Here is a 20,998-nt window from a genome sequence, read left to right as displayed (position 1 = left end):
CGATGGAGGGGCTTTATGAGTTTCTTTAAAAAGCTGAGAGACAGCATTGCAAGCAAAACGGAGTCGGTAACGAAGCAGTTTAAGGATGGACTGGAGAAGACACGTAAAGGGCTTGTGGAGAAAGTATCCGATCTCGTTATTCGCCGCAAAAAGATCGATGAGGAATTCTATGAGGAACTGGAAGAGATCCTGATTGGAGCAGACGTTGGGGTCAATACGGTCATGAACCTGATTGAAGACCTGCGTGTTGAGGTCAAAAAACGCAAAATTGAAGACGCGGCTGAATTGCAGCCTGTATTGTCCGAGAAATTGACAGACCTGCTGCGCGGCGAACAAAATAACGAACTGAAGATGAATCCGGATGGCATTACCGTTATTCTGTTTGTCGGGGTTAACGGCGTAGGTAAAACAACCACGATTGGCAAGCTGGCACATCGTTTCAAACAGCAGGGCAAAAAAGTCATCATGGCTGCTGGTGATACCTTCCGGGCCGGTGCAATTGAGCAGCTTGAGGTATGGGGACAGCGTGCCGGCGTCGAAGTCATTAAGCAGCAGGCGGGATCAGATCCCGCTGCGGTGATGTATGATGCTGTGCAAGCAGCCAAACAGCGTGGCGCAGATGTTTTGCTATGTGATACGGCAGGTCGTCTGCAGAACAAATCCAATCTCATGGAGGAGCTTAACAAGATCTATCGTGTCATTCAGCGTGAAATCCCGGAAGCTCCGCACGAAGTATTGATGGTTCTCGACGCAACAACTGGACAGAATGCTTTGAATCAGGCCAAACTGTTCGGGGAGAAAAGCGGCGTGACTGGACTCGTGCTGACGAAGCTGGATGGTACGGCGAAAGGCGGTATTGTCGTTGCCATTCGTCAGGAACTGGATCTGCCAGTGAAGATGGTAGGTCTTGGTGAGAAAATTGATGATCTGCAGCCATTCGACTCAGAGCAATTCGTGCATGCGTTGTTTGCCGGACTGATCCAAGAGCAACCGGATCAGGACGCAGAAGATGAGGAAGCCAGTTCTTAGAACCATTAATAAATAGGATGATTTAATAGCGTTAACCGTATTGCCAGTGATATACGTGATAAGTGTCACGTGTAATGTCACTGGCAATACGTGTATAATGGGAATAAAGAAGGCAAGGCTAAAGGGTTAGAAAGGACGGTTGATATGGCCAATACCTATACCTATTCCCGCCGCGAAGAAGTCGCTAATGCAGTGACTCATGGGATCGGCGCTGCACTCAGTGTAGCTGCACTGGTGCTGTTGATTGTATTTTCGAGTATGAAAGGCACGGCTTGGCATGTTGTCAGTTTCACGATCTACGGGATCACCATGTTGCTGCTCTATACGAGCTCTACACTCGTGCATGCATGGAAAGATGGGAAAATGAAAGATTTATTTGAGATTTTCGACCATTCTTCCATTTATTTGTTTATTGCGGGATCGTACACTCCGCTTCTGTTTATTGCTGTTCGCGGCACACTGGGTTGGACCTTGTTCGGTGTAATCTGGGGAATCGCATTATTCGGCGTGATCTTTAAGGCGTTTTTTACGAAAAGGTTTCTATTCATGTCCACGATTTTCTATATTGCGATGGGCTGGCTCATCGTTATTGCCTGGCAACCGCTTATGGCTGCCATTCCTACAGGCGGAATCGTGCTGCTGGTTGCTGGAGGTCTGATGTATACACTGGGTACGCTTTTTTATGTGTGGCGTGGATTTCCGTATCACCATGCGATTTGGCATCTCTTTGTGTTGGCAGGCAGTATTCTTCATTTCTTTATGGTACTGCTGTACCTGACACCACTTCGCTAGAACACGGTAGATAGTGTAAAACGAATCGGCTCCATCTGTGGAGACCCATTCGTTTTTTTGTTCTATATAAGGGATGCAGCAAGTCGTATTCTACTGTATAGGAATGGCTAAGATCAACCGTATAGGCACGAAAAATGAGTGCAAAATGAACGTTTTTATTGTGACAAGTATTTTTGCTTGACATCCTGATTTGTTTTCGGTATTATTAGGAACGTTGCAAGAGTGTAAAGTGTTTTTCCTTGACGAAGGGAGTGCCCTGATATGAGTCAAGAAAACCGGCTTGAGAAGACAAACCGGATTAACTTGCTGTTTGCTTTCTACGAACGTTTGCTTACTGAGAAACAGCAAACATTCCTGAAATATTACTTTCATGATGATTTCTCGCTTGGTGAGATTGCAGCCGAGTTTGAGATCAGCCGCCAGGCGGTATACGAGCATATCAAGCGTGCTGAACAGGTGCTGGAAAATTACGAAAGTAAGCTTGGCTTGCTGGAGAAGCACGAACGACGCAGCCGCAATCTTGAAGATTTGCAAAATGCACTGGAGCGCGCAGGTGTCTCCATTGATAACAACAAACAAATAAACGATATTGTTCACCAGCTCCGGGAATAGGAATTGAACGGAACGTATCGGTTCTAAAAACAGTATTACAGCTTAAGGAGGTGGGATCATGGCATTTGAAGGATTAACGACCCGATTGCAGAATGTGTTCAGCAAGCTGCGCGGCAAAGGCAAGGTGTCGGATGAAGATGTTGCCGAAGCTATGCGCGAGGTACGTCTGGCATTGCTCGAAGCGGATGTAAACTTCAAAGTGGTCAAGGAATTCATCGCCAAGGTGAAAGAGAAAGCTGTCGGCAAGGAAGTCATGGAAAGCTTCACGCCAGGCATGGTTATTATCGACATCGTAAACAAGGAACTGACGGATTTGATGGGCGGAAGCCAGTCGAAACTGGCTAAAGCGAACAAACCGCCTACGGTACTGATGATGGTTGGTTTGCAGGGTGCTGGTAAAACGACGACATCCGGTAAGCTGGCTAAAATGCTGCAGAAGCAAAACAGTCGGCCATTGCTGGTCGCGGGGGATATTTATCGTCCTGCAGCGATTAAGCAATTGCAAGTACTGGGTGAGCAGATCAAGGCTCCGGTGTTTACATTGGGAGATCAGACAAGCCCGGTGGAGATCGCACGTCAGGGTCTGCAGCATGCCAAGGATAACGGCAATGACTATGTCATCATCGATACCGCGGGACGTTTGCACGTTGATGAGGAATTGATGGAAGAACTGCGCCAGATTCACAGCGTAGTGAATCCAGACGAAGTCCTGCTTGTGGTCGATAGCATGACCGGTCAGGATGCTGTTAATGTGGCGGAACACTTTAACCAGCAGCTTGACTTGACCGGGGTCGTTTTGACCAAACTGGATGGCGATACGCGCGGTGGTGCTGCACTTTCGGTAAAAGCAGTTACCGGCTGTCCAATCAAGTTTGCTTCACTCGGTGAGAAGCTTGATGCTCTTGAACCTTTCCATCCGGAACGGATGGCTTCACGGATTCTCGGGATGGGGGATATGCTCTCTCTGATTGAGAAAGCACAATCCAACATTGATACCGAAAAAGCCAAGGAAATGGAACGCAAAATGCGTAATGCAGAATTTACGTTCGAGGATTTCCTGGAGCAAATGGATCAGGTGAAGAAGCTAGGACCAATCGATCAGATTATGGATATGATTCCCGGCATGGGCAAGATGAAGCAAGCCAAGGACCTGAAAGTCGACGACAAGCAAATGGGCCGGATCGAAGCGATTGTGTACTCCATGACTACCGAGGAGAAGCGCAACCCCGACATGATCAATCATAGTCGCCGGAAACGGATTGCTACAGGTAGCGGTACATCCCTCGCAGAGGTAAATCGTCTGATCAAGCAGTTTGATGAAATGCGCCGCATGATGAAACAGTTCTCGGATATGATGGGACCTAAAGGCGGCAAGAACAAGGCAATGAAGCAGCTGAAGGGTCTTGGCAAAGGAATGAAGTTTCCTTTCCGTTGATTGCAAGGGTTGCTAAGGAATATACAGATTTCATTGAAGGAGGTGAATTTTCAAATGGCAGTTCGTATTCGTCTGAAACGTATGGGTGCTCACAAAGCTCCTTTCTACCGCGTAGTGGTATCGGATTCCCGTTCCCCACGTGACGGTCGTTTTATCGAGGAGATCGGTTACTACAACCCGGTTGAACAACCGGCTGTTGTTAAGATCGATGAAGATAAAGCATTGCAATGGCTTCAAAACGGTGCGCAAGCATCCGACACTGTCCGCAACTTGCTGAGCAAAGCGGGCGTGATGAAGAAGTTCCACGAGTCTAAATTGACTAAATAAGGTGCTGATTCGGAGGGTCATCTATGGAAGAATTAGTAAGCATAATTGCTAAGGCTTTGGTCGATCATCCGGAAGATGTGGCGGTTCGGACGGTTGAGAAAGACCGGCTTGTCGTTTACGAGTTAACTGTTCATCCTGACGATGTCGGGAAGGTTATTGGTAAACAAGGGCGAATCGCAAAATCTCTTCGTACGGTCGTCACATCAGCAGCAGTTAAGATGGATAAACGGGTTACCGTCGATATCATATCTTAAAGATATACGAAAGGGGGTTAGGATGCATGTCCTAGCCCCTTTTCGTGCATGCTGAACTTATCAATAAAACCCATTATATAAATTGATTTTAGAATTACACAATAACGGAGAGGGCAGAACAAATCTGAAGAAGTATAGCTAAAAGCTTTCTGGAAGAAAGCTACTTCGTAAGCATTAACTCACCTTTACCACCGGATTTTTAACCTTTGATATGAAGACCAAAGAAATCTGGGGTAACAGTGATCGGAAGATTGTTCTGACCGCGTAGTGTGCAGTGTAATAAGGATTGAATTCTATAGAATCAAATGCAGGAGGAACGTATGGCAGAGTTTATGAATGTAGGTAAAATCGTCAATACGCACGGAATTCGTGGCGAGTTGAGAATCATGCCTTTAACCGATTTCCCGGAAGTGCGCTTTGCGAAGGATGCGGAGCTGTATTTGTTTACGCCCGATAACCACCCTGTGCTGGTTCATGTGGAATCAGCTCGATTGCATAAAAATATGTATATCGTTCGATTGAAAGAGTACGGAAACATCAATGAAGTGGAAAAGTTCAAAGGCGGCATAGCTAAAGTATCTAAAGAGAACTTGGCTGAACTGGAGGAGAATGAGTACTACTTCCACCAAATCGTTGGATGTACTGTCGTGACTGAAGAAGGTGAAAACCTCGGAACGATCTCCGAGATTCTGACGCCTGGAGCAAATGACGTATGGGTTGTTAAAACAGCGGCAGGCAAGGAAATCTTGCTACCCGTTATTGATGATGTGGTGCTTGATGTTGATGTTAATGAGAAACTGGTTAAGGTTCATCTGATGGAAGGATTGCTTTAACATGAGAGTGGATGTATTAACGCTATTTCCAGAAATGTTCGAAGGTGTATTCGGGACAAGCATTCTTGGCAAAGCACAGGCCAAGGGTCTTGTGTCTCTGAATGCAGTAAACTTCCGGAACTATGCTACGAATAAACACAATACGGTTGATGATACACCTTATGGTGGAGGCGGGGGGATGGTCTTAAAGCCTGATCCGATCTTTGCTGCTGTTGAGGATGTGCTTGAAAAGCGTAATGAAGAGTCAACATCGTTATCCACCAAAGCTCCTCGTATCATCCTAATGTGTCCGCAAGGCGAGACATTTACACAGAAAAAAGCGGAAGAACTGGTACAGGAAGATCATCTGATTTTTATTTGTGGACATTATGAAGGCTATGATGAGCGTATACGCGAATTTCTGGTCACCGACGAGTTGTCCATTGGGGACTATGTATTAACCGGAGGTGAGCTGCCTGCAATGGTGGCCATTGACAGCATTGCTCGTCTTATCCCGGGTGTCCTCGGAAACGAGACGAGTGCTGTAACGGATTCGTTCAGCACAGGGCTGCTCGAATATCCGCATTATACACGACCGCCTGAATTCAGAGGCATGAAGGTACCGGATGTGTTGTTATCTGGCCATCATCTGAATATTGATGCATGGCGCAGAGAACAGTCCCTGATCCGTACGCTCGAGCGCAGACCCGATATGCTGGATACCGCCGAATTGACCGAGAAAGAACGGATATGGCTCGACAAACTTCGTTCTGAGATGGAACGGACTTCCGAGTAGATGCAAATATTTTAAGATAGCATGATAAGTAGTGTTGCTACGATCACAAGGTATAAAGGCCATCCTTTGGCAACAAAGGTTGGTCTTTTTGTGTTGTGGGGGACGCGTATGCTGAACTTCTCGTAACGACTTTAAATGTAAAAAGATGGATTTAGCACGCAGACTGTTATAAAATAATATTATGAAACCCGGTTTTACTAAATGAAACAGGAGGGCGTTGTTTAAATGACTTATAACTTCTATGGTCTTGATCATGTCCAACTTGCGGCTCCAGAAGGATGCGAAGCGGAAGCCCGGAGATTTTTTCATAACGTTATGGGGTGGACAGAGATCCCTAAACCTGAAGCTCTAAAAAAACGTGGTGGCGTTTGGTTCCTTTGCGGAACTCATCAGGTGCATATTGGAGTACAAAAAGATTTTGTACCCGCTGCAAAAGCTCATCCAGCATTTCACGTTCAGAACTTAGACGCATTGAAGGAACATCTAAACGGTAATCAGGTTTATATCATAGATGACAATGCGAGGACGGATGAAGGGGTAAAACGCTTTTATGTTAACGATCCTTTTGGCAATCGGCTTGAGTTTTTGGAATGGATTAAATGATGATGCTTAGATCACGTACGGCATGAGTAAACAATGAGAAAGTATATTTTTTAGAATTTCAGCACAAGAGTTATAAAAAATAGATGAGATCTTTATGTTAAATTTAGTAAGAGGAATCTATAACGAAAAAACGGAGGAGGAAGATTATGTATCATCAGCCTTACGAGATCGGCAGAGTAGATATAAGTCAAGCCGGGGAACGCTGCAAAATGCTTCTTGGGGACCTGAATGGAGATGGTCGATTAGAGATGCTGCTGGTTCAAGCCGATGGCGGAATTGATGACCGTTATGTTCCGCATCAGGTAACCTGTCTGACGGCATATGATCTGGATGGAGAGCTCCTCTGGCAAGTGGGAAAACCTGACCCGGATGCAGGTGGTCCAGGATCGGATTACCCCGCTCAAATTGCGGATTGGGATGGAGACGGGAACAATGAAGTCGTTTGTATTATGAATAAACAGTTTCTGGTTTTGGACGGAAAAACCGGGGATATTAAAAGTACACATTCTTTACCGGGTGATGAGGCACATGACTGCATTATTCTTGCGAATCTGACCGGGGATAAACAGAAGCTGGATGTCATACTGAAAGATCGTTATAAAACCTTATGGGCACTTGATCATGATTTTAATCTTCTATGGAAGCACGAAGGCAATGTTGGACATTTTCCATGGGTATACGATATTGATGCTGATGGGAAGGATGAGGTTATGGCAGGCTATGACATGCTGGATCATGACGGAACCTTGCTGTGGTCTTGTACAGATCTGGACGATCATGCCGATTGTATCTGGTTTGGAGATGTGGACGGAGACGGTGACATTGAAATTGTTATCGGCGGCAGTGTAACCGTAATGATGGACCGTTACGGCCGTGAGAAATGGCGCTATGCCGATTCAATTGAATCACAACACATTGCGTTAGGGAGGTTTTGCGACGGGTTGAGCGGTTTGCAAATTGCTGGTCTTGATCGTATTGTCCGCGGAGATGAACACGGTAAAGACGGCATGTTTTTATTGGATTGCGAGGGAAGAGAACTCTGGAAGGAAGATCGTACTACACGTGGATGGCTAACGATTATAGAGCCTGTACGTGACTGGAATGATAGCGGACTGGATTATATATTGGCGTATCGCAGAGGCGGAGGTGTGCTGCCTTCTTTGGTGGATGGAGAGATGCAAACGATTGCAGAATTCGGAAAAGAAGGATATGCCGTACATGCGGATCTCTGTCAGTCCGGGAAGGAACAGATCATCATCTACGATGCGAACGAAGCTGTCCTGTATTCCAGCTCTAAAGTTGAACTGGCCGCAAGGACCACCAAAAAAGCCGAGCCGCAGTCCAAAAGACTGTACAGCTCGACTCTATATCCAGGCGGAGAAGTGTTAATATAGCTTCTATTGACTGATATCGACCAGAGGGAGTATATCTGACTGATCGGCTTCGGGGTTAAGCAATTTGGCCAAATCCGTCCCGGTCGTCACCGTTAGTCTTGGTAGCTTCATCGGATTATCACCCGGACGAACAAACCCGGAACGAACGGAGAAGGCCATACGATAACCATTTTGCTGCAGGTGATAAATCATCTGTGTGCTGGTATAACCGAAAGGGTAAGCCAGATAGGGCGTATCGATTCCTTTTTCCTTCATCATCTTGATGTCATCGTTCAGCAGGCTTGTATCGAGTCCTACAGGCACGCTCTCACCGCAGCGCATAAACCCCTTGTGATGCAGGTTGTAGGTGTGGCTGTTAAACTCAAACACGTCTGCTGCAGCCTTCATCTCCGGTTCGGAGATAAACGTTTTCTTGGCGGGATCAAAATCAGCTGGCTGATCCTGAATCTTGCTGCCGATGACAAAAAGGGAAGCATGAAAATTATATTTTTTGAGCACGGGATAGGCAAGTGTATAATTGTTCTGATATCCATCATCAAAAGTGATGACAATAGATTTCTTCGGCAGTGAGATCAGACCATTTACGTAGTCTTCTAGCTGCTCCAGTGTAATCGTATGATACCCTTCATCATACAAGTACTTCATATTGTCTTCGAAATCTTCAAGATTAATTATCGATTTGTTTCCTGTTTCGTGATTATTCGCTTTGGGTTGTATGTAGTGATACATGAGTACAGGAACTTCTGTAGCCGTACCAGGCGCAACTTGAAAGGTAGCCAGATTCAGCCCGGTCTTGCTTGAGTAGTCCGTGTGAGACATCAGGAACGCTTTACGTTTGACCATGTCCCAGGATGTGCATGCTTTGTGTGATAGTGCATTGGTCGGATGATTAACAGCATAGGCATATAGCGTAATGATACAGGTGATTGCGGCTAGTGCCGCAAGGATAAATCTTTTCCAATATTTCATAGCTCGGTTGTTTCTCCTTATACAATTTCGTTTCTTAGCGCAATTTCAGACAGTCATTCAGTAATCCGCCAAGCTATATCATAGACGAACATTCTTGACAGAAAGTTACATTATTTTTTCCGTAATGTGGTTGACTTCAGATGGAAGAGTAGTTTGAGATATTATGTTTATTTTTTCTTGTGTTTTGATATATGGCATGGTACAATAATTCTGTTATGTGGAATACGGCGGTCCTCTATGGATAATGAAGGAGACAGGGTGTTCTCCGGAAGAAGTATGAACGCCTGTACGGAAGGAGGGAGTCATAGATGAATATCGTTCAAGCGATTACTCAAGAACAACTTCGCAAAGATATTCCGAGTTTTCGTCCTGGTGACACTTTGAAAGTGCACGTTAAGGTTATCGAGGGAACTCGTGAGCGTATCCAATTGTTCGAAGGTGTTGTGATCAAGCGCCGTGGTGGTGGAATCAGTGAGACTTTTACAGTTCGTAAAATTTCTTACGGTGTAGGTGTGGAAAGAACTTTCCCGCTTCATTCCCCTAAAATCGATAAAATCGATGTGGCTCGCCGTGGTAAAGTGCGTCGTGCGAAGCTTTATTATCTTCGTGAACTACGCGGTAAAGCAGCGAGAATTAAAGAAATTCGTTAATATAACGGATACCGGAGAGGGCTTGGAGACAAGCCCTTTTCGTTTTTGTCTGGGAAAAGTTGAACCGGAGGTACACTTCCGAGTAAAATGGTATGGCGGCACACGCGTGAGAGTCCGGGAGGCTTGTGTAATCAGTTAGGGCATAGGTAATATGGATAATTTGTACCGGAATGAAATGCTCGTGTAGAAGTACATAACTGATTTGAGAATTTTGCATGAATTCAATGAAATGAATGATGTGAAAATGCTGGATGTGTAAACTGCTATAACATGTACCGTGAAGAGAGGAAGATCAATAATGGAACAGGAAGTTCAACACCAGGACAATTCTGCCGAAGAGAAAGGCAGTCGATCCAAAAAAGCCAAAAATGAGATTGTCGAATGGCTCAAAGCGATTGTGATCGCATTGGTGCTCGTTATTTTAATTCGATGGTTATTATTCAAACCGTTTGTCGTGGACGGACCTTCCATGCAGCCGAATTTCCATACAGGTGAACGTGTCATCGTGAATGAAATCCTGTACGATATCCGGGAACCACAGCGCGGAGAGGTTATCGTATTCCATGTTCCTTCTGAAGGACGTGATTTCATTAAACGTGTCATTGCTGTAGCTGGTGATACAGTTCAGGTGAGTGGTGATACGGTTATGGTAAACGGAGAGAAAGTGAATGAGACCTACATTCAGGGAGCGATTGATGCAGCCGAAGCGAATGGTGGAACCTACAATGTGAAGGACTTCCCGAATGAGCAATTCCCGGATGGAAAGGTACCAGAAGGTCATGTATTTGTAATGGGCGATAATCGTCCGAACAGTACGGATAGCCGTATGATTGGATACGTGTCTCTAGAAGATATCGTAGGACGTGCAGATGTTATTTTCTGGCCGATCGGTGATATCAAGTGGATTAACCACTAATCAAGTTCAGGATATATAAGCTAAATATATCGTTTACTCGCTACCAGAGAGGGCAAAATAAGAATGGGGATACCCGCGACCGGAAACATGTTTTGCCAATGAAAGTGACGAAGTGAATTGTAGCATTAGCGTATATATCATTAAATAATGAGGTGAAGACAAGGTGACGATACAATGGTTTCCAGGTCACATGACCCGGGCCAGACGCCAGATTCAGGATAAGTTAAAGCTGATTGACGTGGTCATCGAACTGCTGGATGCCCGTCTGCCTGTCTCCAGCCGAAATCCGATGATTGATGAAATTTTACAGGGTAAGCCCCGGATGATTCTGTTAAACAAGTCTGACCTTGCTGATGCTAAGGTGACGCAGGAATGGATTGCCCATTTCAAAAATGAGGGAATCACCGCATTCCCTGTGGATGCTTCTACAGGTACCAATGTAAAAGACATTCCCGCACAAGCAAGATTGCTGCTAAAAGAGAAGATTGATCGTCAACTGGCAAAAGGCATTAACCCGCGTGCAGTTCGTGCACTCATTGTAGGTATTCCCAACGTTGGGAAATCCACATTGATTAACCGGCTCGCTGGTCGAAACATTGCGGCGACAGGAGATCGTCCTGGCGTAACAAAGGGTCAACAATGGATTAAAGTGGGCAAAGAGATGGAACTGCTCGATACTCCAGGTATTTTGTGGCCCAAATTCGAGGATCAGAATGTAGGTTATCGACTTGCGGTTACAGGAGCCATCAAGGAAGAGATCCTCAATGCCGAGGATATCGCATTCTTTGCAATCAGTTACCTGATGCGTTACTACTGGGATGCTCTGGAGGAACGTTACGAGCTTCAGGAGTTCTCCAAGGATGCAGACGACTCGGATAGCGTTATAGCCATCATGGAACAGGTTGGTCGTAAACGGGGCTGTATCGTTAGCGGCGGACGTGTGGATCTGGAAAAGGCATCACGTGCATTTCTGCGTGAGTTGCGTGCAGGCAAGATGGGGCGTTTCTCTATGGAAGCTCCATATTAAAACTGATTTTCACATTACGATGTTGAGCCGAAAGAAGCGGCCGTTACCGGATTACCGGGAGCGGTCGCTTTTGTCATTTGTACAAAAAATATGAGAAGCCTCTGATAGAGTTGCCATTATAAAAACAGGGATAGAAGAGGTCCACAAATAGGAAAGGATGAGATTGTCTTGTGTGTATATCTGGGGTGTTGAAATCGTGCTATGATGAGAGTTAAAGCGATTGGGCTGGTCTATTACAGAATATCTTCAATTTAAATCTCCAGATACCGATAAATGAAGAAACCAACACTTATTATCATATATGCATATCCAGCTGCTCATGAAGATGATGTGATATTTGCTAATCTGAAAAACAAAGAGCGAGAATCTGCGTCTATTACAGAGTACTAAGTTCAGAGTGTAATCAAGAGAGCAAGTGATTATCTCTTGAACTGAACATATCAGTGTGTCAAGCGGTTGGCGGATTACCCAAGAGGTTTCCAGGGATTGAGATATCATCAGCTAAACGAATTGTTGAGGAAGCTTCCTTTTATACGTGTGGTATTGTGGTGGATTGAAGCATTATCAATGGCTTATAAGAGAGAAACGTTGTGAAGCAAGCGTGGGTAGAGGAGATGAAAGAAATGACAGAACTTAATGAAATGAATGAATTGATACCACTGGAACCTTCTTCTGAATCGAAGAAGAAAAAAGCAGAGAGTGAACCCCGTGATCTGCTGCTTCATGAGCGGGAGTATTGGGAGAGTGGTTTTGAGCGAATTGCGGGGATTGATGAGGTGGGCAGGGGATGTCTATTCGGAGATGTAGTGGCCGCTGCTGTCATATTGCCTCGTGATCTGATACTGGAGGGTGTCAATGATTCCAAAAAACTAACAGAGAAGAAGCGTGAAGCTCTGTATGACGTAATTATGGAAAAGGCGTTGTCCGTAGGTGTAGGTTTTGCGGATGCAGAAACAATAGATCGTCTCAATATTAAACAGGCTACCCGACTTGCAATGAAACGTGCGGTAGAGGCTCTGGACGGTGTGCCTGATTATCTATTAGTTGATGCCGAAAAAGTGGACGTCAACGTCCCCCAGGTCTCCATTATCAAAGGGGATGCCAACAGCCAGTCCATCGCAGCAGCATCCATAATCGCGAAGGTAACCCGCGATCGGCTCTGCAAGGACGAATGGGAGACGTTATATCCGGAATATGGTCTGTCGATACATAAGGGATATGCAACGAAGTTTCATCGCGAACAGATCATGGCTCTTGGAGCCACGCCGATGCACCGTCGGAGCTTTCTCGGCAATCTGCTCGGCGAGCAGCATACTTTATTTTAACCAAAGCGTAAGGGAAGGAGGGAGAGAACCGTGAATATTAGCTCCATGATTCGTGGTCTCCTGGGAGACAGCAAGCCGGGGAATGCCAAGCCGCTTGAGCTTAAGGAGGGTCAGGTTGTACGTGGATCTGTCGTAAGTGTCTCAGAGGATGGTGGAGATGCTGTTCTGCAAATTCAGGGCGTACAGGTACGTGCCAAGCTCGAGACACCTCTTCGCCCAGGAGAAACCACACTACTTCAGGTACAGCCGCCCGGAGAGAATGGGGTGACCGTTATGAAGCCGCTGGCAGGCACGTTGTCTGAACTGCCGCAAGCATCCTTAAACAATTTGCTTCAAGAGGTAGGGCTGCCGGATACCAAGGGGAATCGGGAACTGCTGCTCGCCATGCAGCGCAGCGGGTTACCGCTTACGAAGGATAATGTGGCCATGGTTCAAAATATGATGACTGCCAAACCTGCTCAGGTACCTGTGGAGGAGTGGGTGCAGGCGACGGGAATTGCTTTTCAGCGTGGTCTACCAATCACGGCGGAGACGGTAAAAGGTCTGCATCAGACGGTATTTGGTCCACCCCTCCACCAGCTGCTAAAAGGGTTAACGGAGCAATTGGAAACATTTCTTATTCAGAATGCGGGCAAAACCGCGTTGACGGGAGAACAGGCAGGTACGCCAAAGCTGCCAGTGCCGGGTGGTTTGCCTATGACAGTTGCCGGAGGGCAGCAGACGGATGATTCTGGAATGTCTCCGTCTGGAGGACGTCAGGCGGGAACCTCTGGCCATACGGCACCATTGCCGCAAGGTACAACTACAGCACCAGTAGGAGCCGGAACTGTTCCGATGTCGAACAATAGTGCAGCGGCTGACGTGCGCGGAGCTGTACAGACCGGCTCAGGCACAGGGAGTCCTGAGGATGGAATGAAATCTGGAACCGGACAAGCGGAGACGGCTGGAAAATCAGGATCAGGCATTCAGGCAGGGACGGGAATCCCAGGAGAGAGCCAGCGTGCAGCCGAAGCAGGCCGTCAGGGTATACCTGGGGCAGCAGCGGATGTGGCTGCTGGCCGAGCGATTGCCGGCCAGCAGGAAGGGGGCGCGGCTGGGCGAACAGAAGGCCGCGCAGAGACGCCTGCAGCTGCGAGTGCTTCGCCCGCAGCAGCGCAAGCCGGGGCAGGAGCACCAACGGCAGCGCAGCTGGCGCCGAAGCTGCTGGCCCTGCTGGACGCGCTGCGCAGCGCGTCCACTGCCGCACCGGCACAGCCTGGTGCGGCAGCACAGGCCGCCCCTGCACCTGCGGGCGGCCAGGCGGCTGCGGCTGCCGGAGGCGTGCCGCAGCCTATGCCAGCCGGCGCTGATGCGCTGCCGGCTGGGGGGAGTGCGGCAGCACCTGCGGGCGCTGCCGCACAGCACGCGCCTGTCACCCACGAGGGAGACCCGTGGGTGGGGCGCGTGCTGAAGCTGCTCGGTGCGGAGCACGAGCAGCAGGCGGTGCACGGCGCGGCTGCGCAGCCGCGCGTGGGTGAGCCGGCGAGTCCAGGCTCTGCGGACTCGCTGAAGGGCTTGCTGCTGCAGCTTGCCAGCAGCGACAGTGCCCCGGCGGCCCTGAAGGAAGCCGCCGGGCAGGCTGTGCAATACCTGACGGGTCAGCAGTTGCTGCTGACAACCGACCGAGGCTCTACCTTTGCCCAGATGCACTGGTTCATCCCGATTACCGGACCCAACGGAGAAGAGACCGCGTCTGTACAGATACAATCCCGGCGGGGCCAGCGTGGTGAACTGGATGCATCGAATTGCAGGTTGTGGTTTGATCTGGACATGAAGAGTCTCGGGCCTACTCTGGTCGATGTGCATGTCGTCAACAATATTGTCAGCCTTCGTGTACTCAACGATCGGGAGGGCATGGGGCCGCTTCTGGATAGCGGGCGGGAAGTGATCCATGAGGCCCTGGATAAGCTGGGATACCAATTACTCTCCTTTAAGACAGAGCCTTGGCCAGTCGGCCAGGAACCGGGTGCTGAGCGTAAAATAAATGCATCTGATTACAGCCCTGATCGCTACAAAGGGGTGGATATGCGAGTATGAAAGATGAGCCGCAGTCAGATCTTCTTTCCAAAAAGGCTGTTGCCTTAAAATACGTACCGGGAGAAAGCGAAGCTCCAGTCGTCGTAGCCAAAGGTCGCGGCAAAGTGGCGGAGGCTATTCTGGATAAAGCAAAAGAAAACGGGGTACCTGTTCAGGAAGATGCTGCACTGGTGGAAGTTTTGTCCAAGCTGGACTTGGACGAGCAAATTCCGGCCGAACTGTATCAGCTGGTGGCTGAAGTGTTAACCTATATTTATCAGGCAGACCGGCTGGCTTCCGGACGAGAAGGAGAAGATAGATGGTGAGTCACTTACCTGGGCCTGGACATGACCCATCCTCCAAACTTACGCGTCAGCAAAAAGGCAAGTTAGGCGAAGAAGCGGCCTGCAGTTGGCTGCGTGAGCATGGTTATCAAATTATCAAACAAAACTGGCGTTGTCGCCGTGGAGAGATTGATATCATCGCTTCACAAGGTGATTTGCTCGTTTTTGTTGAGGTACGAAGCCGCAGTGGAGCCGGAAACTATGGTACACCACAGGAATCAGTAGATGTCCGTAAAATGCAGCAGGTTCGTTCCACGGCAGCGGTTTATCTTCAACAATCAAGAGAGAGAGAATTACAAGTTCGGTTCGATGTGGTTGCTGTAATGCTGGATGTGGCAGGTCAGATTGGAACGGTTGATCACATTGAAAATGCGTTCTGAACGAATGAACTAAACCGATTAAACTACGGTGTTTCTAAAATAAATGGACCCCTCGTGGGCTCAATTTTAGAGACACCTTTTTTGTGTGAAAATAATCAAACTCTGTTTCCATTGGCATTCTTTGAACTTGAAGAACAGTTCGTTGTATAATCAAGGATGTAACCAAGCTTATTGCATTTTATTTATTATAAAAGTCGGTTAGGATCACAATTCAATTTGCTATAATGGAAATTTTCTATAGGGAGGTAAGTTCAGTGACCAAATCTACTAAAACCGATACAGTCAATGAAGTGAGAAGTGCCATTCAAAACCGGCGCACCGTCAAAAAGTTTAAGAAAGATGCTGTGCCTACAGAACAGATTATTGAACTGCTCGATACCGCAGTCTGGGCACCTAACCATAAATTGCGTGAGCCGTGGAGATTTTTGTTATTTACCGGAGATGGACGGAAGAAACTTGCAGATGCGATTGAGGCAGAGATGGGAGAAGACAACAAATTCTCAGCCAATATTATGCAAGTACCGTCGATCATGCTTGTGGTTCTGGAAGAGGATCCGAGACAAAATATTTGGGACGAGGACTTTGCAGCTGTAAGCGCACTTGTGCAGAACTTTATGCTGGCTGCATGGAGTGAAGATATTGGGACCTTTTGGGTAACCAAGCCGTTCCTGTATGCACCGAAATTCCGCAAACCACTGGGCATTCAGGCTGGTGAAAAAATTGTCGGCATGGTCTACATGGGTTATCCGGATGTCATTCCTTCTGCGAAAGAGCGCACACCAGCCAAAGACAAACTTACCCTTTTTGATTAAAGCAGCCGGAAGCCAGTCCACGCCTTAACCAATAAACCGTTCAAGATCTCCTTTTTCAATGGAATGAAGGAGATGGCTTGAACGGTTTTTTAGTGATCGTCCTTAAAGTGATTTTATATATTATGAGCTGCTAAGGGATTAGAACAAATTCAGATCCAACTGCCGATACTGAATCGCCTCAGCCACATGGGCAGTTAAAATGTCGCCGTCATGATCCAGATCGGCAATCGTTTGTGCCATCTTGATAATGCGATCATGAGCACGCATGCTTAAGTTAAGGGCCTGCAGTGTGTGTTGGAGCAGATGGTCTGCTTCCGCGGGAAGACGTGCAGTTCGGCGGAGCAGTCTTCCGGATAACTGACTATTCCAACGCACAGAGCTGTTGGCATAGCGTTTAGCCTGGATATGATGAGCATGGACAACTTTGGCTTGCATCTCGGCAGAAGTCGGGGAAGGTGCTGCCTTCCGCCATTCGCCAGGTGGAGGAACCTCAACTTGCAGATCTATCCGATCGAGCAAAGGTCCCGAGATTTTGGCACGATAAGCTGCAACGCGTGAAGGGCTGCATATACAGCGCTGATCCTCGGATTGAGCGGACAAATACCCGCACGGGCAGGGATTCATGGAACAAGCTAACATAAACTGTGCAGGAAATGTAAAAGCAGCTCTCGCACGGCTTATGGTGACCGTATGATCCTCCAGCGGTTGCCGTAAAACTTCAAGCACTTGACGATGGAACTCAGGAAGTTCATCAAGGAACAGGATACCGCGGTGTGCTAGGCTGACTTCACCCGGCTTCGGAATACCGCTGCCACCGATTAGGCCGGAGGTGGATATCGTATGATGTGGTGACCGGAAGGGGCGTTCTGTGACCAAACCGTTAGACGTTTCTTTCAATTTGCCTGCAGCACTCAGCACTTTGGTAACTTCCAGTGACTCTTCCTCTGACAACGGCGGGAGAATCGTGGGCAGACGTTTGATCAGCATGGTTTTTCCAGTCCCTGGTGGTCCCACGAGCAATATATTATGCATCCCAGCTGCGGCAATCATCAGCGCACGCTTCACATGATGTTGGCCGAGAACGTCACTGTAGTCATCGCTTAACGAAGCGGGAATCGGAGTCTTAGCATGGGGGGTGGAAAGACCTTGTTCATTAGCATCAGGTTTAATAAGGTGAGCAAAGCTATTCAAAACAACGGCTCCCGCTTTGGACAGTACTCCATCTTTCGTCTGGTAATCCGACTTTTCTGGTGCGATGTCTCTTAGATGGCCAATTCCATATACGTTAATACCGCTAATTAACGAAGCTTCTGCTAGATTACCAACCGGGAGAAGGACAGAAGTGAAGCCTTGACGCTTGGCCAGATCGACCATGGCGAGTACACCTGGTACGGATCTGACCGAGCCATCCAATGCGAGCTCGCCTAGTAAAAGTGTTCTTTCCTGGGAAGGCAACACGAGCTGCCCACTTGTCATGAGCAAAGCTACGGCAATGGCAAGATCGAATGAAGAGCCTTCTTTGCGCAGGTCAGCAGGAGCCAGATTAATCGTAATCCGCTGCAAAGGATATTGATAACCGCAATTTTTGACAGCAGCACGAACACGCTCTACCGCTTCACGAATAGCCGAATCCGGCAGGCCGATAATGGAAGTCTGGGGCAGTCCGTTGGACAAATCCGTTTCCACTTCAATTAATACCCCGTCAATTCCATATAAACATGCACTATACAATTTTCCGTACATAATGAAAAGAAACACCTCACTTCGTCCTTGGCTGCGCATAATGCGGGCCAGTGTGCGAATTAAGGTGCTTCCTCAGCTTCTAATAAGCATTTTATATAAAAGAAATCAGGGCGTCAACCTGTCTTCGTCATCGCTGCAATTCTAACCCTAACTTCTGGATTTTTTATCATTCCACTTTCGCAGATATCATCAGATACTCATTGGCTGAATAGGATGTATCGTTATTAGTGCCCATATCAACATCCAGGAAATGAATCTATATTACAAAATGACTTAAAGTACGTTTAGTTCTACATCAAGGTTTCCACGTGTTGCACGAGAGTACGGGCATTCTTGATGAGCCTCCTGTACCAGCTTCTCTGCTGTATCCTTATCTACACCTTTTACGAGAACGTCCAGTGTTGCCGCGATGCCAAAGCCGCCGTCTTCCACTTTCCGAAATAACTGTAGCTGTGACTTCGGTACCTTCTAACTTGATTTTTTTGCATGCGGGCAACCCTGTTCAGTGCGCTATCAAACAAGCTGCATAATCTGCCGCCAACTGCTTTTACAGTCGTTTCATACATTTTGTTTTGAATAGTCATCATGGATATCCGTTCCTTCATGCCTAAAATTATATTTTATACAATTCAATTTAACAAAATAAAATAGAAAAGTAAAATCCTTTGTGCTCAATTATTCTGTTTTTTTTCTAATTTGTGATACTATATAGAGAGAGAGTTTCTAGTATGCGCAAATTAAGCATGCATAAGACAGAGTAACTCAGAGCTGTCATAAGAAATTCAATGTATAATAGGCAGGTGAGATCAATATCATGCAAACGGATGCTTTGAAGTTGGATAACCAATTATGCTTTGCCATATATGCTTGTTCTCGTGAAATCACGAAGATGTACCAGCCGTATCTTGAGGTACTGGGTGTCACCTACTCACAGTATTTGGTATTGATGGTTTTGTGGGAGCGAGAGGAATGTACGGTAAAAGAAATCGGAGAGGCACTATACCTTGATTCGGGTACTTTGACACCGTTGTTGAAACGTCTGCAATCTGCCGGACTCATTCATCGTGAACGCTCAGCACAGGATGAACGCAAAGTGCTTATCACGTTAACGGATTCAGGCAAGGAGCTGCGCAACAAGGCGCTGTCCATTCCGGATTCTATTCAGGGAGATGCTTGCCTGAGCAGTACGGAGTTTGAATCGTTGCTTGGTCAGTTTAAGGGGCTTCTTCAGAAGGTACATGAAACGAATACCAAAGAAGCTAGAAAATAACCTGGATACAAGGAAAGAGAGAAACCTCGGACGTATTAGTCTGAGGTTTTTTTTCCATTTATATCCAAGCATTCACAATATGGGATGATATCCATATCAAAAAGCTGTCTATTAACCATTACTTTTTTAAGGAAAGCGTTTTAAAAACGTGTTACAATGAATTGGGTTTAAGTGAAAATAGTCAACATTTGTCTTTTGGTAGTCAACCAACCCGCCTTGTTGCAGTCATGTTGATAGGAGGATTCGAGAATGAATATCCATGAATATCAAGGAAAAGAAGTACTGAAACAGTATGGAGTTGCCGTTCCTAATGGGAAGGTTGCTTATACAGTCGATGAAGCGGTTGCGGCCGCAGAGGCACTGGGCAGTCCGGTGACTGTAGTCAAAGCGCAAATTCACGCAGGTGGCCGGGGAAAAGCCGGCGGCGTAAAAGTAGCGAAGAGCGCAGATGAAGTTCGTACCTATGCTTCCGAAATTTTGGGGAAAGTCCTGGTAACACACCAGACTGGACCGGAAGGCAAGGAAGTAAAGCGTCTTTTAATCGAAGAAGGCTGCGATATCCGCAAAGAGTACTACGTGGGTGTTGTTGTTGACCGTGCAACGGGCCGAGTCGTTATGATGGCTTCCGAAGAAGGCGGTACGGAGATCGAAGAAGTGGCTGAAGCTACTCCTGAGAAAATTTTCAAAGAAGTTATTGACCCTGCTATTGGATTGCAAGTGTTCCAGGCACGTAAATTGGCTTACAGCATTAATATTCCGAATGAACTGGTGAACAAAGCAGTCAAATTTATGCTTGCATTGTACACTGCATTTGTGGAAAAAGATTGCTCCATCGCTGAGATTAACCCTCTTGTTGTTACTGGAGATGGAAACGTTATCGCGCTGGATGCGAAACTGAATTTTGATTCCAACGCATTGTTCCGTCATAAGGATATTTTGGAACTGCGCGACTTGGATGAAGAAGACGAAAAGGAAATCGAAGCTTCCAAATACGACCTCAGCTACATAGCACTTGATGGCAACATCGGCTGTATGGTTAACGGTGCGGGACTTGCGATGGCTACGATGGATATCATCAAATACTACGGCGGAGACCCGGCCAACTTCCTTGACGTTGGAGGCGGTGCAACAACGGAGAAAGTGACAGAAGCTTTCAAAATTATTCTGTCTGACGCCAAAGTGGCGGGCATCTTCGTTAACATTTTCGGCGGAATCATGCGCTGTGATGTCATTGCAAACGGTGTCGTTGAAGCAGCGAAGCAGCTTGGCCTCACGAAGCCGCTGGTTGTTCGTCTTGAAGGAACGAATGTGGAGCTTGGCAAACAGATCTTGGGCGAATCCGGCCTGAATATCGTACCTGCTGATTCCATGGCCGACGGTGCACAAAAAATCGTTGCCCTCGTAAAATAAGTTCATTCCTTAGTGCCGGAGCTGTCCGGAACTTGAAAAATAA

General features: G+C 47.1%; 23 protein-coding genes. 20 read left to right on the top strand and 3 right to left on the bottom strand.

Translation table 11 applies throughout. The annotated features are described in order from the left end of the window. Positions 1 to 15 precede the first annotated feature (15 nt). The 10 genes from ftsY (at position 16) to ABGV42_RS10025 (ending at position 8,054) form a co-directional block, all read left to right on the top strand. Complete coding sequence (gene ftsY / locus ABGV42_RS10070; protein ID WP_095287858.1) at positions 16 to 1,029, top strand: signal recognition particle-docking protein FtsY; 1,014 nt, start codon at positions 16 to 18, stop codon at positions 1,027 to 1,029. 144 nt (positions 1,030 to 1,173) lie between these two features. After that, positions 1,174 to 1,821 (top strand): PAQR family membrane homeostasis protein TrhA, encoded by a 648-nt coding sequence (gene trhA / locus ABGV42_RS10065; RefSeq protein WP_064639088.1) that lies wholly within the window; start codon positions 1,174 to 1,176, stop codon positions 1,819 to 1,821. Between the two features lie 261 nt (positions 1,822 to 2,082). Continuing rightward, positions 2,083 to 2,433 (top strand): putative DNA-binding protein, encoded by a 351-nt coding sequence (locus ABGV42_RS10060; protein ID WP_095287857.1) that lies wholly within the window; start codon positions 2,083 to 2,085, stop codon positions 2,431 to 2,433. Positions 2,434 to 2,491: 58 nt separating this feature from the next. After that, on the top strand, positions 2,492 to 3,868 hold the full coding sequence (ffh, locus tag ABGV42_RS10055; protein ID WP_024630183.1) for a signal recognition particle protein: 1,377 nt from the start codon (positions 2,492 to 2,494) through the stop codon (positions 3,866 to 3,868). A gap of 54 nt (positions 3,869 to 3,922) precedes the next feature. After that, a complete protein-coding gene (rpsP, locus tag ABGV42_RS10050) occupies positions 3,923 to 4,195 on the top strand; it encodes a 30S ribosomal protein S16 (protein ID WP_024630184.1) in 273 nt (90 codons plus the stop codon). Between the two features lie 23 nt (positions 4,196 to 4,218). Next, complete coding sequence (locus ABGV42_RS10045) at positions 4,219 to 4,449, top strand: KH domain-containing protein (RefSeq protein ID WP_024630185.1); 231 nt, start codon at positions 4,219 to 4,221, stop codon at positions 4,447 to 4,449. A gap of 320 nt (positions 4,450 to 4,769) precedes the next feature. Further along, on the top strand, positions 4,770 to 5,282 hold the full coding sequence (gene rimM / locus ABGV42_RS10040; protein ID WP_347381538.1) for a ribosome maturation factor RimM: 513 nt from the start codon (positions 4,770 to 4,772) through the stop codon (positions 5,280 to 5,282). A 1-nt stretch (position 5,283) separates the two neighbouring features. Next, entirely contained in the window at positions 5,284 to 6,057 is a 774-nt protein-coding gene (gene trmD, locus ABGV42_RS10035; RefSeq protein WP_347381537.1) for a tRNA (guanosine(37)-N1)-methyltransferase TrmD, read from the top strand. Positions 6,058 to 6,282: 225 nt separating this feature from the next. Then, on the top strand, positions 6,283 to 6,660 hold the full coding sequence (locus tag ABGV42_RS10030; RefSeq protein ID WP_347381536.1) for a VOC family protein: 378 nt from the start codon (positions 6,283 to 6,285) through the stop codon (positions 6,658 to 6,660). 146 nt (positions 6,661 to 6,806) lie between these two features. Continuing rightward, positions 6,807 to 8,054, top strand: a complete 1,248-nt coding sequence (locus ABGV42_RS10025) for a hypothetical protein (protein WP_347381535.1) — start codon at positions 6,807 to 6,809, stop codon at positions 8,052 to 8,054. A 3-nt stretch (positions 8,055 to 8,057) separates the two neighbouring features. Here the strand turns inward: ABGV42_RS10025 and ABGV42_RS10020 are convergent, their stop codons facing one another. Continuing rightward, positions 8,058 to 9,023 carry a polysaccharide deacetylase family protein gene (locus ABGV42_RS10020; RefSeq protein WP_347381534.1) on the bottom strand — a complete coding sequence of 322 codons (966 nt, stop codon included), beginning with the start codon at positions 9,021 to 9,023 and terminating at the stop codon, positions 8,058 to 8,060. Positions 9,024 to 9,331: 308 nt separating this feature from the next. On the opposite strand from ABGV42_RS10020, the gene rplS reads away from it, so the two are divergent. The 8 genes from rplS to ABGV42_RS09980 all read left to right on the top strand — a co-directional run bounded on the left by rplS (position 9,332) and on the right by ABGV42_RS09980 (position 16,532). Next, on the top strand, positions 9,332 to 9,673 hold the full coding sequence (gene rplS, locus ABGV42_RS10015) for a 50S ribosomal protein L19 (RefSeq protein WP_018883527.1): 342 nt from the start codon (positions 9,332 to 9,334) through the stop codon (positions 9,671 to 9,673). 298 nt (positions 9,674 to 9,971) lie between these two features. Then, positions 9,972 to 10,589: a signal peptidase I gene (gene lepB / locus ABGV42_RS10010; RefSeq protein WP_095358707.1), complete on the top strand. Its 618-nt coding sequence runs from the start codon at positions 9,972 to 9,974 to the stop codon at positions 10,587 to 10,589. Between the two features lie 163 nt (positions 10,590 to 10,752). Beyond that, positions 10,753 to 11,616: a ribosome biogenesis GTPase YlqF gene (gene ylqF, locus ABGV42_RS10005; protein WP_095287850.1), complete on the top strand. Its 864-nt coding sequence runs from the start codon at positions 10,753 to 10,755 to the stop codon at positions 11,614 to 11,616. Between the two features lie 623 nt (positions 11,617 to 12,239). Beyond that, positions 12,240 to 12,941, top strand: coding sequence for a ribonuclease HII (locus tag ABGV42_RS10000; RefSeq protein ID WP_431523608.1), 702 nt, complete (start codon positions 12,240 to 12,242; stop codon positions 12,939 to 12,941). A gap of 30 nt (positions 12,942 to 12,971) precedes the next feature. After that, positions 12,972 to 15,017, top strand: a complete 2,046-nt coding sequence (locus tag ABGV42_RS09995) for a DNA ligase (protein WP_347381533.1) — start codon at positions 12,972 to 12,974, stop codon at positions 15,015 to 15,017. Further along, the gene (locus tag ABGV42_RS09990) at positions 15,014 to 15,322 is read left to right on the top strand and encodes an EscU/YscU/HrcU family type III secretion system export apparatus switch protein (protein ID WP_347381532.1); all 309 of its coding nucleotides are present in this window, start codon (positions 15,014 to 15,016) and stop codon (positions 15,320 to 15,322) included. Before ABGV42_RS09995 ends, ABGV42_RS09990 begins: the two co-directional genes overlap by 4 nt. After that, a complete protein-coding gene (locus ABGV42_RS09985; RefSeq protein ID WP_347381531.1) occupies positions 15,316 to 15,720 on the top strand; it encodes a YraN family protein in 405 nt (134 codons plus the stop codon). The genes ABGV42_RS09990 and ABGV42_RS09985 overlap by 7 nt, the downstream gene beginning before the upstream one ends. Before the next feature lie 254 nt (positions 15,721 to 15,974). After that, on the top strand, positions 15,975 to 16,532 hold the full coding sequence (locus ABGV42_RS09980) for a nitroreductase family protein (RefSeq protein WP_347381530.1): 558 nt from the start codon (positions 15,975 to 15,977) through the stop codon (positions 16,530 to 16,532). Between the two features lie 138 nt (positions 16,533 to 16,670). On the opposite strand, the gene ABGV42_RS09975 is transcribed toward ABGV42_RS09980, so the two are convergent. Both ABGV42_RS09975 and ABGV42_RS09970 read right to left on the bottom strand, forming a co-directional pair. Further along, positions 16,671 to 18,275: a YifB family Mg chelatase-like AAA ATPase gene (locus ABGV42_RS09975; protein ID WP_347381529.1), complete on the bottom strand. Its 1,605-nt coding sequence runs from the start codon at positions 18,273 to 18,275 to the stop codon at positions 16,671 to 16,673. Between the two features lie 383 nt (positions 18,276 to 18,658). Then, on the bottom strand, positions 18,659 to 18,862 hold the full coding sequence (locus tag ABGV42_RS09970) for a hypothetical protein (RefSeq protein ID WP_347381528.1): 204 nt from the start codon (positions 18,860 to 18,862) through the stop codon (positions 18,659 to 18,661). Positions 18,863 to 19,089: 227 nt separating this feature from the next. Between ABGV42_RS09970 and ABGV42_RS09965 the strand changes: the two genes are divergently transcribed. Together ABGV42_RS09965 and sucC are read left to right on the top strand one after the other, a co-directional pair. Next, complete coding sequence (locus ABGV42_RS09965; RefSeq protein WP_239298954.1) at positions 19,090 to 19,545, top strand: MarR family winged helix-turn-helix transcriptional regulator; 456 nt, start codon at positions 19,090 to 19,092, stop codon at positions 19,543 to 19,545. A 249-nt stretch (positions 19,546 to 19,794) separates the two neighbouring features. Then, a complete protein-coding gene (sucC, locus tag ABGV42_RS09960; protein WP_347381527.1) occupies positions 19,795 to 20,955 on the top strand; it encodes an ADP-forming succinate--CoA ligase subunit beta in 1,161 nt (386 codons plus the stop codon). The last annotated feature ends 43 nt before the right edge of the window (positions 20,956 to 20,998 follow it).

The organism is Paenibacillus pabuli (genome assembly GCF_039831995.1).
In the GTDB taxonomy this organism is placed as follows: Bacteria; Bacillota; Bacilli; order Paenibacillales; family Paenibacillaceae; genus Paenibacillus; species Paenibacillus pabuli_C.
The sequence above is the reverse complement of the archived record's forward strand: the minus strand, read 5'-3'. Positions and strand labels throughout refer to the sequence as shown.

What these genes read in the sequence shown, in the direction of transcription:
- ftsY (WP_095287858.1), top strand. Translation starts at nt 16, where the DNA reads ATGAGTTTCTTTAAAAAGCTGAGAGACAGCATTGCAAGCAAAACGGAG.
- rimM (WP_347381538.1), top strand. Translation starts at nt 4,770, where the DNA reads ATGGCAGAGTTTATGAATGTAGGTAAAATCGTCAATACGCACGGAATT.
- ABGV42_RS09985 (WP_347381531.1), top strand. Translation starts at nt 15,316, where the DNA reads ATGGTGAGTCACTTACCTGGGCCTGGACATGACCCATCCTCCAAACTT.
- ABGV42_RS10030 (WP_347381536.1), top strand. Translation starts at nt 6,283, where the DNA reads ATGACTTATAACTTCTATGGTCTTGATCATGTCCAACTTGCGGCTCCA.
- ABGV42_RS09970 (WP_347381528.1), bottom strand. Translation starts at nt 18,862, where the DNA reads ATGATGACTATTCAAAACAAAATGTATGAAACGACTGTAAAAGCAGTT.
- sucC (WP_347381527.1), top strand. Translation starts at nt 19,795, where the DNA reads ATGAATATCCATGAATATCAAGGAAAAGAAGTACTGAAACAGTATGGA.
- ABGV42_RS09965 (WP_239298954.1), top strand. Translation starts at nt 19,090, where the DNA reads ATGCAAACGGATGCTTTGAAGTTGGATAACCAATTATGCTTTGCCATA.
- ABGV42_RS10060 (WP_095287857.1), top strand. Translation starts at nt 2,083, where the DNA reads ATGAGTCAAGAAAACCGGCTTGAGAAGACAAACCGGATTAACTTGCTG.
- trmD (WP_347381537.1), top strand. Translation starts at nt 5,284, where the DNA reads ATGAGAGTGGATGTATTAACGCTATTTCCAGAAATGTTCGAAGGTGTA.
- ffh (WP_024630183.1), top strand. Translation starts at nt 2,492, where the DNA reads ATGGCATTTGAAGGATTAACGACCCGATTGCAGAATGTGTTCAGCAAG.
- ABGV42_RS09975 (WP_347381529.1), bottom strand. Translation starts at nt 18,275, where the DNA reads ATGTACGGAAAATTGTATAGTGCATGTTTATATGGAATTGACGGGGTA.
- ABGV42_RS10000 (WP_431523608.1), top strand. Translation starts at nt 12,240, where the DNA reads ATGACAGAACTTAATGAAATGAATGAATTGATACCACTGGAACCTTCT.
- rplS (WP_018883527.1), top strand. Translation starts at nt 9,332, where the DNA reads ATGAATATCGTTCAAGCGATTACTCAAGAACAACTTCGCAAAGATATT.
- ABGV42_RS10025 (WP_347381535.1), top strand. Translation starts at nt 6,807, where the DNA reads ATGTATCATCAGCCTTACGAGATCGGCAGAGTAGATATAAGTCAAGCC.
- ABGV42_RS10045 (WP_024630185.1), top strand. Translation starts at nt 4,219, where the DNA reads ATGGAAGAATTAGTAAGCATAATTGCTAAGGCTTTGGTCGATCATCCG.
- lepB (WP_095358707.1), top strand. Translation starts at nt 9,972, where the DNA reads ATGGAACAGGAAGTTCAACACCAGGACAATTCTGCCGAAGAGAAAGGC.
- ABGV42_RS10020 (WP_347381534.1), bottom strand. Translation starts at nt 9,023, where the DNA reads ATGAAATATTGGAAAAGATTTATCCTTGCGGCACTAGCCGCAATCACC.
- ABGV42_RS09990 (WP_347381532.1), top strand. Translation starts at nt 15,014, where the DNA reads ATGAAAGATGAGCCGCAGTCAGATCTTCTTTCCAAAAAGGCTGTTGCC.
- rpsP (WP_024630184.1), top strand. Translation starts at nt 3,923, where the DNA reads ATGGCAGTTCGTATTCGTCTGAAACGTATGGGTGCTCACAAAGCTCCT.
- trhA (WP_064639088.1), top strand. Translation starts at nt 1,174, where the DNA reads ATGGCCAATACCTATACCTATTCCCGCCGCGAAGAAGTCGCTAATGCA.